This window comes from Novosphingobium sp. BL-A-41-Hi4B-X5A (assembly GCF_055521705.1).
On record NZ_CM145500.1, the window covers coordinates 2,695,919 to 2,709,666 of the forward strand.

13 protein-coding genes and 2 pseudogenes are annotated in these 13,748 nt (G+C 58.3%); 7 read left to right on the forward strand and 8 right to left on the reverse strand.

Annotated features, from left to right (window positions below; all coding sequences use genetic code 11):
• Positions 1-32: 32 nt before the first annotated feature.
• Positions 33-978, forward strand: a pseudogene (locus ACZ1JY_RS13095) (IS630 family transposase).
• Positions 979-1,012: 34 nt separating this feature from the next.
• Here ACZ1JY_RS13095 and ACZ1JY_RS13100 read toward each other — a convergent pair.
• Positions 1,013-1,540, reverse strand: coding sequence for a hypothetical protein (locus ACZ1JY_RS13100; RefSeq protein WP_465129570.1), 528 nt, complete (start codon positions 1,538-1,540; stop codon positions 1,013-1,015).
• A 391-nt stretch (positions 1,541-1,931) separates the two neighbouring features.
• A complete protein-coding gene (locus ACZ1JY_RS13105) occupies positions 1,932-2,150 on the reverse strand; it encodes an integrase core domain-containing protein (protein ID WP_465129571.1) in 219 nt (72 codons plus the stop codon).
• Positions 2,151-2,603: 453 nt separating this feature from the next.
• Between ACZ1JY_RS13105 and ACZ1JY_RS13110 the strand changes: the two genes are divergently transcribed.
• From ACZ1JY_RS13110 to ACZ1JY_RS13120, 3 genes are all read left to right on the forward strand, one after another.
• Complete coding sequence (locus tag ACZ1JY_RS13110; RefSeq protein ID WP_465129572.1) at positions 2,604-3,674, forward strand: Mu transposase domain-containing protein; 1,071 nt, start codon at positions 2,604-2,606, stop codon at positions 3,672-3,674.
• Entirely contained in the window at positions 3,671-4,441 is a 771-nt protein-coding gene (istB, locus tag ACZ1JY_RS13115; RefSeq protein WP_465129573.1) for an IS21-like element helper ATPase IstB, read from the forward strand. The genes ACZ1JY_RS13110 and istB overlap by 4 nt, the downstream gene beginning before the upstream one ends.
• A 1,005-nt stretch (positions 4,442-5,446) precedes the next feature.
• Positions 5,447-5,611: a hypothetical protein gene (locus ACZ1JY_RS13120; protein WP_465129574.1), complete on the forward strand. Its 165-nt coding sequence runs from the start codon at positions 5,447-5,449 to the stop codon at positions 5,609-5,611.
• 41 nt (positions 5,612-5,652) lie between these two features.
• Here ACZ1JY_RS13120 and ACZ1JY_RS13125 read toward each other — a convergent pair whose 3' ends face one another.
• Positions 5,653-6,732, reverse strand: coding sequence for an IS5 family transposase (locus ACZ1JY_RS13125; protein WP_465129575.1), 1,080 nt, complete (start codon positions 6,730-6,732; stop codon positions 5,653-5,655).
• Between the two features lie 28 nt (positions 6,733-6,760).
• Between ACZ1JY_RS13125 and ACZ1JY_RS13130 the strand changes: the two are divergent.
• Positions 6,761-7,391: pseudogene (locus ACZ1JY_RS13130) on the forward strand (IS5 family transposase); the annotation flags it as partial.
• An 83-nt stretch (positions 7,392-7,474) separates the two neighbouring features.
• Here the strand turns inward: ACZ1JY_RS13130 and ACZ1JY_RS13135 are convergent.
• Both ACZ1JY_RS13135 and ACZ1JY_RS13140 read right to left on the reverse strand, forming a co-directional pair.
• Positions 7,475-8,545, reverse strand: coding sequence for an acyltransferase family protein (locus tag ACZ1JY_RS13135; protein WP_465129576.1), 1,071 nt, complete (start codon positions 8,543-8,545; stop codon positions 7,475-7,477).
• A 107-nt stretch (positions 8,546-8,652) separates the two neighbouring features.
• On the reverse strand, positions 8,653-9,045 hold the full coding sequence (locus ACZ1JY_RS13140) for an acyltransferase (protein WP_465129577.1): 393 nt from the start codon (positions 9,043-9,045) through the stop codon (positions 8,653-8,655).
• A 64-nt stretch (positions 9,046-9,109) separates the two neighbouring features.
• Here ACZ1JY_RS13140 and ACZ1JY_RS13145 point away from each other — a divergent pair, with 64 nt between their 5' ends.
• Positions 9,110-9,568, forward strand: a complete 459-nt coding sequence (locus tag ACZ1JY_RS13145) for an acyltransferase (RefSeq protein ID WP_465129578.1) — start codon at positions 9,110-9,112, stop codon at positions 9,566-9,568.
• 6 nt (positions 9,569-9,574) lie between these two features.
• Entirely contained in the window at positions 9,575-10,321 is a 747-nt protein-coding gene (locus ACZ1JY_RS13150) for an SGNH/GDSL hydrolase family protein (RefSeq protein WP_465129579.1), read from the forward strand.
• Here the strand turns inward: ACZ1JY_RS13150 and ACZ1JY_RS13155 are convergent.
• From ACZ1JY_RS13155 to ACZ1JY_RS13165, 3 genes are all read right to left on the reverse strand, one after another.
• Complete coding sequence (locus ACZ1JY_RS13155) at positions 10,291-11,571, reverse strand: MATE family efflux transporter (RefSeq protein ID WP_465129580.1); 1,281 nt, start codon at positions 11,569-11,571, stop codon at positions 10,291-10,293. The genes ACZ1JY_RS13150 and ACZ1JY_RS13155 overlap by 31 nt on opposite strands.
• A 67-nt stretch (positions 11,572-11,638) precedes the next feature.
• Positions 11,639-12,475: a 2OG-Fe(II) oxygenase gene (locus ACZ1JY_RS13160; RefSeq protein WP_465129581.1), complete on the reverse strand. Its 837-nt coding sequence runs from the start codon at positions 12,473-12,475 to the stop codon at positions 11,639-11,641.
• Positions 12,476-12,947: 472 nt separating this feature from the next.
• On the reverse strand, positions 12,948-13,175 hold the full coding sequence (locus ACZ1JY_RS13165; protein ID WP_465129582.1) for a hypothetical protein: 228 nt from the start codon (positions 13,173-13,175) through the stop codon (positions 12,948-12,950).
• Positions 13,176-13,748: the final 573 nt, after the last annotated feature.

Below are 13,748 nucleotides of genomic sequence, written 5' to 3' on the forward strand. Positions count from 1 at the left end.
AGAATCCATGCTGGTGAAGGAGGCCGGCATGGATGGCCCAAGCTCTTTCGATGGATTTGCGTTCCCGACTTCTGGCGGCGGTTGATAGCGGGATGAGTTGCCGTGCTGCGGCAACCCGGTTTGGTGTCGCGCCATCGACGGCGATCCGGTGGGAGGCGCAGCGGCGCGAGACCGGTGACTATGCTCCCAAGCCGCAGGGCGGCGACATGCGCTCACGACGGGTGGAAGAGCGTGCGGCAGACATCCTCGCCATCTGGGAGGCGCGCAAGGACATCTCCCTTGAGTAATTGCGCGCTGGCCTGGCCGAGATCGGCCTGATCGTCTCGGTCGCCGGGTTGCATCGCTTCTTCATGCGTCGGGGCATGACGCGCAAAAAAGACTGGCTATGCCATCGAGCAGGACCGGCCCGACATCCTGAAGCAGCGGCGGGAGTGGTTCGACGGCCAACTCGACCTCGAACCCGAGCGGCTCGTGTTCATAGACGAAACGTGGACCGCCACCAACATGACCCGCAGCCATGGCCGCTGCCCGAAAGGCGAGCGGCTGCGGATGGGCTTCCCGCACGGTCATCGCAAGACCACTACACTGGTCGCGGGCTTGCGCATGACCGGCATGGTCGCACCAATGGTGCTGGACGGACCGATCAACGGCGACTGGTTCGAAGCCTATGTCACCCAGGTGCTCGTTCCCGGACTGCGCCCCGGCGACATCGTCGTCATGGACAACCTGTCGAGCAACAAGCGAGCGGCGGTGCGCGAAAAGATCGAAGCGGCCGGCGCAACAATGCGCTTCCTTCCGCCCTATAGCCCCGACTTCAACCCGATCGAGAAGGCATTCTCCAAGCTCAAGGCCATGCTTCGCAAGATCGGCGAGCGAACCGTCAGCGGCCTCTGGAACCTGATCGGCAAACTCGTCGATATCTTCCAGCCAGACGAATGCACAAACTACTTCAGTTCATGCGGCTATGACCCGGAGTGATCGAAAACCGCTCTAGACGGCACATTCTGCCCTGCTACTGCGAGGTCGTGTGGTCGAACGTTGCCAAGCGCGACATCGCCTGTCTTGATCCGGAACGGTGGACCAACTCCTTCGAGGACGCATGAAGCCGAGTCGAGAGATCCGAGAGCCAAGCCTCCAGGCACGTTTTCCCGAAATCAGTCATCTCCAACCAGATGCGACGTTTGTCCATGCCATCGGGTATGCGCTGTAGCAGTTTCCGGTCGTAGAGGACTGCCAGCCAGCGTATGGACGTGGCCATCGGTATGCTGGTCGCCAAGCAGATGTCAGACACGCTGATCGGTCTTCCCTGCATCTCGGAAACATAGACTTCTAATAGGATTCTCCACGAAGAAAAGTCAGCAATAATTCCGTCACAAATTTTTTCCTGTGCTCTAAAGCTTCGGCTTAAAGCCTCGGCTATTTGGAATTTTCCAATAGATTTACATGAGCACATTGGGCCGTGATGCATCGATGTTTCAGCTGCTATCTCAGACAAGCTTCTTTCGATTTGCGCAATTTTCAGCTTGACGTCCTCAAACATGTCGGCAACCCCCGCATCTCACGGACCATGGTTGCACTCCATCTAAAAGTGGATCGAGTCTTATCCGTTTCATATTGGCATGATCTGGAGTGGAGGCAAACTGCGTTCAAATTGGTGAATTTTAGCGGGGTTTTTCCCACGCATTATTTGAAGCGAGGATTCTAAGATCGCAGCGAGTTTACCGATGTTATCAAAGCATTTTTTACGAGTCTGCACATGTTTCTTTTTAGCTAGACCGAGCGATAGCGGAGTGACCGACGCTTGGTTTCATTTTGGCGATATACGTATTGCTACTCATGCCTGACTCCCATCAGCAGCAGTTAGAGTCCGGCGGACTAGTTGCGCATGAGGGTGGGTCGATCAATGACTTTCGCGACCGAACCCGCAGAGCTTAGTGGAGCACGCCTTTGCTTATGCAGTTCAGCGGCGCAGGCCGCTGCGGGCGCTCCCGGTTGTAGTCGTCCGTCCAGACAGGAATCAACACGCAGGCACGGTTCAGGCTGAGGAACAGCGTTTCGTTAAGCAGATCGTCGCGCATGAGGGCATTTAAGCTTTTCGACGTGGCCATCCTGTATCGGCTTGCTGGGGGCGAGGTAATGTCACTCGACACCGATCTGCCCGTGCCAGGCCAGCACTGCGTTCGATGTCAGCTTCGTACCAATATTGCTGACGATCATCCTTGGCCTTGCGCGTTAAGCGATCAAATCGATTTTCTCTCGCACGCCCCTGCGCCTCGAGACGACGTTCCCCTCATTGCGCGGAGGCACGGAACACACGTCCCGATGCCATCTGATCGTGCGACGTCGACCCTCCAGCGCTCGTTGGGCAAGGCCAGCACGGTTGCGGGTCTTCATGTACTGATCGCCCGGCTTCGGTGCCGTCGTCGTTGGACTGACAGATGCCCCTCGCGACATAGCAGCCGGGTCTTGTTGCGGTTAAACACCACGCCCTCCCGTCGCATGTTGAAGGACAGTTCACAGGAGCCGTAAGGCGACATCTAGCTTTACGATTTGTCGCCTTGGTCTGATCGATTTCCCGGCGGGTAGTCTTCCGGGAGAGGACGATGGGTTGTCTCGATGGCGAGGCATTGACGGCGATGAGTGTGCTGTTGAAGCAAGGGCATTCGCAGAGCGCTGTTGCGCGGCTGCTGGGGGTTACGGAAGGATCGGTTCGCTATCACCGCCGTCGGCGTGCCGAGGGCGCGGTGGACGGGCGGAGCCGGCAGATTGGCAAGGCGGCCGAACATGCTGAAGCGATCACGCACTGGCGCAGCGGCCGTGGGGATGGTGCGATCAACATCGCGGCGCTGCATGAGTGGCTGACGCGCGAACATGGCTATACCGGGAGCCTGAAGTCGGTGCAGCGTTATTGGTCGCGGACATTTCCAGCCCCTGTGATCCGCGCGCGTCGCCGGGTGGAGACGCCGCCGGGAGCGCAGGCGCAGGTCGACTGGGCCGAGTTCCCGGGCATGGTGCTGGGCGCGTGGGGCGAGATCAACCCGACTTATCGTCGTTTTGCCGATCAGATGCATTTCCATGTCGATGCCTGCCAAGTTCGTCAGCCCCGGGCAAAGGGCAAGGTCGAGCGTTCGGTCCGTGATTGCCGCGAGTACCTTGAACCGTATAGCGGCGAGTTCTCCAGCCTGGCCGATCTGCAGGCCTGGACCGACACGCGGATGAGCGAGCGCGCAGGCCAGCTGCGCTGCCCGGCGACCGGCACAAAGGTCATGCAGGCCTGGGAGCAGGAACGGTTCCTGCTGACCCGGCTCCCCGAGACGCTGCCCGAGCCGTTCGACGTTGCTGTCCGCCGCCGGGTTGGCGAGGACTGCATGGTCAGCTTCGAGGGCCGCCAGTACAGCGTGCCGTTTGCCTACATCCGCCAGGAGGTCGAGGTACGAGGGCTTTCCGACCGGGTCCTGTTCCTCAAGGACTGCAAGGTCCTCGCCAGCCACCCGCGCGCAAGCGAGGCGCTGATCATCATCGATCCCGCTCATTTCGAGGGCCCGAGCACGCCTCGGGTAATCGCGCCGCTGCCGCTGGGTCGGATGGGCCGCAAACTGCAGGAGATTGCAAGCGCTGGTGTTCAGCACCGCTCTCTAGAGCTCTATGCGCGCCTTGCGGAGGTAGCCCGATGAACGCGCCCCGGATCAGGCTCGATATCGACGCCACCCGCGAGAAGCTGTGTCAGCTTGCCTGTGGCCATGCCGCTGATGCCCTCGAGGGCCTGCTCGGCGATGCGGTGCGTGACGAGATCGGCGCGCACGTCTTCCTCGACCGGCTCCTCACCACCGAACTCGCTGGCCGCGAGGAGCGGCGGGTGCGGGTCATGCTCAAGAACTCGAAGCTGCCGTCGGGTCAGACGCTGGAGAACTTCGACTTTGCCTTCCAGCCTGCAATCGAGCGCTCACGCATCGATACGCTGGCGACCGGAAGCTGGATCCGCAACGCCGAGGTGGTCCTGCTGCAGGGCCCGCCGGGCGTGGGCAAGTCGCACCTGCTCGCTGCGCTCGGCATTCGTGCCGTCCAACTCGGCTTCTCGGTCCAGTACTACCGCTTCGACGAGCTCATGGCCGCGCTGCGCCACGATGCCCAGTTGCCACCGCTGCGCATCAAGATGCGCAAGTACATGTCGAGCGCGCTCCTGCTGATCGACGAGATGGGCTACGATCCGCTCAACCGTGAGGAAGCCAGCCTGTTCTTCCGTCTCGTCAGCTATCGTTACGGACGCGGCGCGATGATGATTACCACCAACAAAACCATCCGCGACTGGACCGAGCTGCTCGCTGGCGACGAAGTCCTCGCCACCGCTATCCTCGATCGGCTTCTCCACCGCGCCCATGTCCTCAACATCAAAGGTCGTAGCTACCGCCTGCGCGACCTCGAGGACGCCTTCAAGGCCTGACCTCCAATCTTCGTTGACGAAACTTCAGGGGTGGGGAGCATGCTCCCCACCCCTGAAATCATGCCTCTCATGTAATGCGACACCTCGTAACACTGGGTGTCGCCTTAGCTCGTAAATCGGTGTCCATTGACATCTGTCGAAATGACGACTCCCGCCATTGCTGAATCATTCCTTTTTCTTTGCAAAAGTTGCGCGGGCAGGTGCAAGCTTGACAGGATCGGGGATTACGTCCCCGAGGAATATAATGTCCAGGTGACGCGCTTTGCGTGAGGCCACGTAGCGGCGCTATGCTCCCAAACGCTGATGGTGATGGCGCGGCCGAGGAAGAGCCATTCGCTCGATGTGATCGAGGGACGGGCCAAATGCCGGAATAGCGGAGCGCGCGACGCCTCGCGCCAGCCACCTGGCGGGATCCGGACCCAATTTCCTGATCATCCTTTTGATCGCCCGTGGCAAAGGGATCACTCAAGATACTCCCGACGGAGGTCGTCGCACAAGAAATCCACTTCGCGGACCCCAGTCTTTGGGCTGAGCTTGAAGCATCGATTATCGACGACAGCAGATTGGCTCTGGCCGCAGCCACAGCTTCGGGATTTCAGTGAATTGTTTGCTGGGACGGTGCGGAGAGAGCATTCGGCGGGACCGGAGCAGTCAATGTTCGGAAAAGCCGTAACGCTCTCTCTGAGCGTAAATTCTACGGTCTGTTTTGTTAACGAATTCTTAAACGAGTGACAATCCCTCAAACTAGTTATGCCAATTTGGAAGTGGATCTCGACAGAATGTACGCAGAGATACGGGCGGTGACCTTGGAGAAAATATCTCTAATACACCGATGGCCTCTAAATTGCGCGTCAAGGTAATACTAAATAAGTCACCGACCTATCCGAGAAGCGCCGCAAAAAAGCGCGCGGTCGCTGCTAGTGTTAGGGTAAGGACAATAACAAACTCTGCCTTCTCAGACATACATTCTTCCTAGTTTGTGATTGGCGATCAACGAAGAGTGCGATGTCCGAACGCATGATCGCCGCTTGGCATTTTCTCAAGATCAATGCCAATGTGAAGCTGGATACCCGCAAAAACCATGTAGTTCGAGGCGGATTGGTCCGAGGATGGCTGTTCCCTGTGCTTTTCGACTACAATGACCCGCCGCTGGTCTATTTCTGTAGGTAATTCGGGCGGTTTGAGCCGGTTCTTCGAGATTCCTGGCAGAGTCATCCCATGCTTTCGCGTAGCTCGTGGAAGATCAGCCTGTTGAAGTTGTAGGCCATGTTGCAAAGGGTGAGCTTTGCTTCGGCACGGGCCAAGCCGATGGTGCGGATGAACAGTCCGAAGCGGTTCTTCTGATGCGCGAAGACATGTTCGACGTGGGCCCGTATCGAGGACTTTGCGGCGTTGGCTCTGGCGATCGCTCTCGGCATGGGCTTGCCCTTGGGTTTGCGCCGGTGAATTCGCGATGTGAGCATCCGATCCGACAACCACTTCTCGTTGCGCTTTGAGCGATAGGCGCTGTCTGCCCAGACCTCGGAGCCGGTGTTATCGGTACTCACGACGTGCCGAAGGAGACGCCCGTCGGCAGCCGATGCGGACGTTACCGCCATCTCCCGGATGAAGCCATAGCGCCGGTCGATGCTGATATGGGATTTGTAGCCGAAGACCGGCAGGGCAATCATGGGCAGCGGCGTGCCGTCTTCCCGATGGCGCACCTTGCCGCCAATCTTGAGCGTCCAGCGTGCATCGGTGTCCTTCTGCGCGGCCTTGTTCGGTGCATCGGGCCAGATATCCTTCGCACTCTTGCCCGACTTGATCGCCTCGCGTTCACCCTCGGTATTTCGCTGCTTGGGCGCGGGCACCAGCGAGGCATCGACAATCTGCCCCGACATCGGGATGTAGCCCTTCTTCTGGAGCTGCCAGTCGAAGGCCTTCATCACCCGTTTGAGCGTTCCGGTCTCGGTCAGGCGATTGCGGAAATGCCGGATCGTGTTCTCGTCCGGCGTCCGGTCCCCGAGCGACAGCCCAAGGAAACGCAGCCAACTCAGGCGATCCCGGATCATGAATTCCATCCGCGCGTCCGACAGGTTGTGCTGCGCCTGCAGGATCAGCGCCTTGAACATCATCACCGGATCGAACGGAGGGCGACCACCTTTGGCACCATCGCCATCGCCGAGCCCTTCAACCAACCAGGCCCGGAAGTATTCAAAGTCCACCGTCTGTTGCAGAACCTCGAGCGGATCGCCGTCCTTGCTCAAGGCCTCAAGATGATCGTCCAAACTGAACAGGAACTTCGGATCCATCACGGATCTCCATGATCGCTCTCGATCAATGAATCACCAACGACACCGAAACTCCATCGGTTTTTGCGGGTCTCCAGCTCGGGCTGCCATCGAGCCGCACTCGTCGAAAGACCAGTTTGGAGCGCGTCGGGTCGATGATAACAGGGTGATCTCCGGGATCATTTACATGCTCAAATGCGGTGGCCGCTGGGCGGACTGCCCCACCGAATACGGCCCATCGACGACCGTCTATAATCGATGGAACCGGTGGAGCCGCGGAGGCATCTGAGCGCGCATCCGGGCGGCTCTGACCAAGTAAGGCTGGATCGCGCAAACGGGTCAGATCGACAGTAGCTACATCAAAGCCCACCGCTCTGCCGGTGGCGCAGAGGGGGGGCGCCAATGCCATTGGCATCGCGCGTGGTGACCGGACAACGAAGTTCCACGCCCTTGACGATGTCCTTGGGCGACCAGTCCGCCTCGTCCCGACGCCCGCCAATGCATCTGACGGGAAGAATGCAGACCTGCTGATCGCCGAGACCATCGGCTTGAAGCGGGTGATCCCCGGACGGCGAAACCGCAAGCGCCCGATCCAGTATGACGAACTGCGCTACACGGACTGCTGCCGGGTCTAGGCCATGTTCTCCCGCCTCAAAGACCTCCGCCGCATCGCTATCTACTAAGACAAACTCGCCAGAACTTCCGTTCAGCCGTTAGCCTCACTGTCGCCGGCCTTGCTTGGCTTGATGGATAGGAAGGGGGCTTACGATACGACGTGAGACCCGAACTTCCGGCGTAACCCAGCCGCCGGAGTAGCAAGTACTTTATAGCTAACCCAAGCAACTGCAAAGCTGGCCGCGATTGCCAAGGGGATACCGACGAGTTTCGTCGCTGCGGTCCCCTCTCTGGTGTCCAGACCGATCGTTTCGAATAGCCGGATCACTTCCCCGTGCCACAAGTACGTGCCATAGGAAAGCACGCCGCCCGCTCGGGCGATGCGGGTCTCGAGTATCGGCATCATGAAGCTCCTGCTCGACGACAGATAGAGATGCGTGAAAACGAGAAACAAGCCTACGCCCTGCAGTGAATAGCGGACTGTTTCCCTGAATACGTCATTGCGGACCAGCAGCGTGAACAGGATCAGCAAGATGCCACAGCACAGCGCTGCGATACTCGTCATCCTTGAGGCTCGCCAAGACTTCTGTGCCGCGAATGCAAAAAGCGCGCCGTATGCGATGGAATCCATTCGCGCTTCAGAAGCCATATATGTGTAGGGATTGGTCCAGCTGATGGGAAACAAGTCTGCCAATACGACAAAGCAGCGCCATATCAGGCATCCGATAAGCACGGTAAGGAAAAAGGCCGTCCGTGCTCGAGAATGTTTGTATATGACAGAAAATATAATCGGAAATGTGATGTAGTAGTGCTCTTCCACAGACAAAGACCATAGATGGGTCCAGTAAGGAATCGCCTCTACTCCTATAGTGCTGTAGAGCCACGCGATATAGTAGTTCGTAAAGTAGAATATCGCAGCAAGAGTCTCTAAAACATTAGGTTTCTGATTCAAAAAAAGGCCGATGAGCGTTGATCCGATGATTAGCCCTAGAAGTTCAGGGGCAAGCCGTAGAAATCGGCGAATGTAGAACTCCCGGACACCGATCTTCTGGTTGCGAACCATCTCGTGAACCAGAAGCGTGGTAATCAGAAAGCCGCTGACAAAGAAGAAAATCGTGACCCCGAAGCCTGCCGGCATTCTCGGTACGCCAAAATGCCCCAGCAGGACCAGTCCCACAGCCAGAAGTCGGAGGCCGTCCAATCCTTCTAAATAACGCAAGGAACGAAAATCGTACACAATTGTCCCCTTGGCAAACCAAGCGGTCACTAGCATTGCGAGGAACCCAGTGCCAGCGGAATGCTGCGATTGCGAAGGCCGCGGTCAGTTCACGCTTCGATCAAGCGCGCTGGATTGCCGCCGACCGTTGTTCCGTCGGCCACATCGCGATTCACAACTGCGCCAGCCAGCACAATGCAATCTCGGCCGACGGTAATGCCGGGAAGGATTATCGCACGAGGACCTATGAGTGTGTTCTCGCCAATGTGCGTATCGAGGTACACTCCGCGCGTCATGTCGTGAGTCAGAACGACTGCCTGATGATCGATTACACATCTTGGGCCGATGTGGATGCCGCGAGGCCACGTGCGATCGATCAGGGCTGTTTCTGCGATCCAGGCAGTGGCATGGATATCCATCCGCCAAAGTCTGGTTTGGATCAGGCGCTGCAACTTCTGCTTAAGAGACTTTTCGAGCGGTTGGGCGGTATTGGCGCTAGACATGTGCATGGCATATGGGATGATCTGTCGAGGATCAACCAAGCACCGCCATGCATAGGAAAGTAAGTTGCGCAGCCTGAACAAATTGCTTTGGTTAAGAAGGATCGTGCTTGATCTGAAACGACGTTGGCTGGTGTGGCGTGACGGCGTGAACATCCATCCGGGTGCGAGCATTTCCCTGTCGTCGACGCTCATCGGCGGAGCGCCCGACGCCATAGTGGTGGACGACGGCACGTTGGTCGCATTCAAGACCCTCTTGGTCTCGCGGCTGCCCGACGGGACCATACGACCGATCAGGATTGGCCGAAACTGCTTTATCGGCGGGGGATCGACCATTCTGCCAGGTGTGACGATCGCCGATGAATGCGTGGTGGGTGCCGGATCGGTGGTCTGCCATGACGTGCCGCCTCGCTGCATTGTTGCGGGCAATCCGGCAAAGGTCCTCAGGACGGAAATCGAAGTTGGTCGCTTTGGCCGCTTTGCCTACGCCGAAGAGAACCAGCATCTCTATTACAAGCAGGATTAAAGCGTAATGGGGGGGCATAAATCGTGCCGCTTGAAAGCAGCGGCGCTATGCATTGTCCCAACGATCGTACTCAGCGCCTTTGTTTTTTTCAAAGAAATTCCTAACCTGCGCTTGGGGGGCGTATTGATCACTGAGCGATCGGCGCTGCCGCGCGTAGGTCAATTTCCCATCCGAATCGCAGATGGGACCAGCATAAAGGTGCTTGGCGACAGCAATTCGACCGGGAGTCGCGTCGGAGGGCAAGAGTATGCGTGGCCGGCGCTTCTTCAAGGAATGCTAGGAAGTTTTGTATCCATCGAAAATCACGCGGTTGGCGGGGCGATCGTGCAAGAGCCCCTTACGAATTGTGCGGAATCTGTTGAGCGTGTGGCAAAACCAGCTCTTGTCGTGATCATGTTCGGCACGAATGACGCTGCACCGCGGCGCTGGTTGGGCTCGCACCGTGTTGTATCTCCAGATAAGTTTCGAACCCGTTTGGAGGCTTTGGTGGAGGCTTGTCGGGAGGATGAGGCGCCGGTCCTGCTGCTTGCGGCACCGCCTGCGGGGTCGCCGGCCATGGACTGGAGGGTCCAGCCCTATCGGAGGATCGCCCACGAAGTGGCCACGAGCAAAGGCGCGTTTTTCATCGATCCCGCCGAGGTGCTTTCAGGGGAGATACTTCTGAAGGTGGATGGCCTTCACCTCAACCGCGCTGCCCAGAGAAAGCTTGCGGGGCTGCTGCATCAGGTGCTTAAGCCCGTTCCTGCCGCTTGAGCGCGCCGGAACCAGAGCTGGGCTCCTAACCAGAGCGCGATAGAAAGGCCCAGATACGCGCCATAGGCTACGGCATAGGTCTGCCCCACTGCAACGATGGAATCAATCCGCCCGCTTTGGATTACGAAAAGAGCGGTGCCCAGGCAAGCCATCCGCGGTAACAGGGTGAGATAGCCAAGATTGCGCGAAAGCAGCGTGTGGTTAAGCATAATTCCGCCCATTCGCAACAGTTCTCCCGAGATGAACCAGGGGATCGTGTCAACCCCGAGCAAGAATCGTTCAGAAAAGAACAGTTTCACGAAGAACGGCCAGAGTGGATCGAAAAGGCGTAACACGGCGATACCCACAGCCGGCAACGCTACCGACGCGGCTAAAAGCACCATGAAGCGCTTGCTGAACGCGAGTTCGCTCGACTGGTCCCAGCGTGCGAGCGTCATGCCGAGAAATGCGTTGGCAAGCGATGCGGCAAGAATAACGAAGAGCATGCCGGGCTGGATGAATCCAACGCCTTCTTCGCCGAAACGGGCTGCTGTTTCGCTACGCAGCGCCAGGATCGTGGTTGGTTCTAACAGGAGGCCGGCCACAATCGGCAACGCAATTACCAGGATTGGTCTACGCGCGGGCATCCACCGAACGGCCTTCCAGTCAACCAGCAAGCGAAGCTGCGGCCATAGCCCCACTAAGCCGCAGATCGCCAACAAGGCAGGCGTCATCACGACATAGGCCATCAGCTGGTGGATGCCGAGTCCGAGGAAAAGCGCGGCAAAGGCGAGATTGCTCGCCCCCCCAGCAACGATCGTCCAGAACATTCGGCGCGAAATGCCTAGTCCGAGGAAGACGCCACCCAGGACGCGCCAAAGCGATGCCAAGACAGCTGCCAAGGCGAAGCTTGCGCCAAGTAGAACCTGATGGCTTTTGACATGCGCTGTAGACAGGAACAGCCACGTTGAAACGGGGATCGCAAGTACCAGTGTCAGCAGAAACAATCCGATACCGCTCGATACCATATCCGCCTTTGTGAAACCCTTGCCGTCGCGCGGCAGCTCGCGGTTGAGAGCGTCGCAGACACCCATGCCCCCGACCACCGCGGCGGTCTCGATCAGGTTGTTGACCAAGGCAATCCAACCCACGCCGACCGGCCCAAAAGAAAGCGCGATAAGCTTGTTTCGGGCAAGGGTGAGGCCGAAGTTGGCAAGGTTGCCGCCAATGACCGCAACGCCCCGCCTGGCATGGGCGAGATAAGCCTTCACTGCACTTCCTTCATCAAGTCAGTGCGCCGCAGTTATTGCTGAATATCGCACGGGGCAGACTCTGCAGTCAATCAGCTGGCTGGCGCTTCATCAAGCGAAAGATGGCAGGCGGAAGCCAGTCGCGCATGAGGTGGTTCATTCGGACCTTATAATCCTCGCGATCCGGACTGTCGGGGCGAACCTTGAAGACGGTCGTGCGCTTTGGAAGGGCGGCAATGCCGTCTTCGTGTGCCGTGTAATAATACGTTGCGATCGAACGGCGTGCTTGCTCGGGAGGGCAGGAAAGCGGAACTGGCTGCCCATGATAGCTATCGAGTGAGGTGTTGAAGACCACGGCACGACCAATGGTTGGAAGCACACGGTGGCAGCAGTTTTCCATTTTCTGGTCCCACAACTCGAGATGGCCGCCGTACTCTTCGGACCAATCATCGTTGAGGTACACCAGCAAGTTCAGGCGACGCTCGATTTTGAGCTTGGGATGAATGTTGAAGTCCGCGTGAACGCCAAGATGCCCTCCCGAGCGAGTTTCATGCAGGCCGCCGCCCATATAGTAAGGATCTGCAATTAACCCGTCGATTCCGGTCATTGCCTGCAGGAAGCGTAGAACGGCCGGGCTGTTGAGTTCGATCACTAGATTGCGCAGTGCGCGGCCGGGTATCTCAGAGGGGCGGAACTGATATTTGAGACGCTCCTGCGCGCGATCGAAATATTCATGTCCGGTCGTATCGGGGAACCCTGGCAGCATCCCCTTCAGAAACTCCGCAGGTAAAAAATCGTCCATTACAATATGGGGAAACGGCGCGGCATTCTGGTAGCGCTCGGCCAACGCCTTGCCCGCATTAATACATTCTTCTTCATTAAAATGGATGTAGCCGTCAGTTTCCTGCGGCGTCAGAATGGCCATTGCCGGTCGCTCCAATGCGGACGAAACGGCTGTAAGCTAGCAGAATGTTTCGCACTTGCACAATGGCAGGCGCTAAAAATTTGAACGGTGTGCGGCATGACAGCAGTGCTGATGTCGCCTCGGAACAGGCACTTGCTAGGTAGCGACCCCGCTGACCGAAGTAGCCCAAGCCGCGACGTTACTCCACCTACGAGCAGAGCCGACGCCCAATTGATGCCCATGCTTGGGCGTGATGACAGCCTGGGTTGGGGAGGGGGGCAACCAGGTTTGCCGATGGATTTGGCACCATCTCTGCCGGGATGAGGTTGCCTAAGGCTCGAGTTGGCCAGGTATTTTAGTCGTGGCGCCAGGCGGCCAGCACCGACCGGGCTTGGGCTGGTGAAGATTGTGTCGTTCAGGCTCTCGTCCCGCAGGCACATGTTGAAGCTCTCGATGAACCGTTCTGCTGCGGCTTGCCCTGTGCGTTTTAGTGCTATTCGACCTCGCGCTCCTTGGACCAGCGCATGATCGCCATGCTGATCATCTGAATGCCATTATTGCTCGCGACTTGCTCTTGTCGGGACCATTCGGGAATCGCCCAGTCCAGCTCTCGAGCCACACGCAGCCTGAAATCGAGGTGTCGGCGTTGAACCGACACACTCGTCGGTGAAGTCGTCGAAAACGACAAAGATCTGAAATCGACGCCCTCGGGCGAACGCATCGGACACGAAGTCCAGCGCTCGTAGCCGGTTGCAGCTTTGCGAAATGGCCATGGGCGGCCGTGTGCCCAGAGCCCGTTTGCGGCCACCGCGGCGTCGTACCTGCACGCGCTTTTCCTGGAATACAGCCGCTGAAACTTCTTGTGGTTGATCCGAACGCCCTCACGCGCCAGTAGCCAGTGCAGACGGCGGGCGCCGAACCGGCGCCATCCGGTCGCCAGACTGCGCACACTCTACCGGATTGCACCGCCATCGCCGCGCTTACTGGGATGCCGCACCATCGGCCAGTCTTCGCTTGGCCCATCACACGCCCGTCGTTGGCTCACCTCTAACACCTGCTCGAGGTGAGCCACCGCATTCTCCGTCTCGCGGGGGGCGCAAACATGTCTTGACGTGATCACCTTGAGCAACGGGTTGTCCAGCACCGCTTCGGCGAGCAGCTTCTTCAGCTTGCTGTTCTGTTCCTGGATCTACCGCAGGCTGTGGCCCCGGATACCTCCACATCGCCGAACGTCGCCTTCCGCTTGTAGATAGAAGGTCGCACTGCTGACGCGGTGCTGTAGCCACCGGTATAG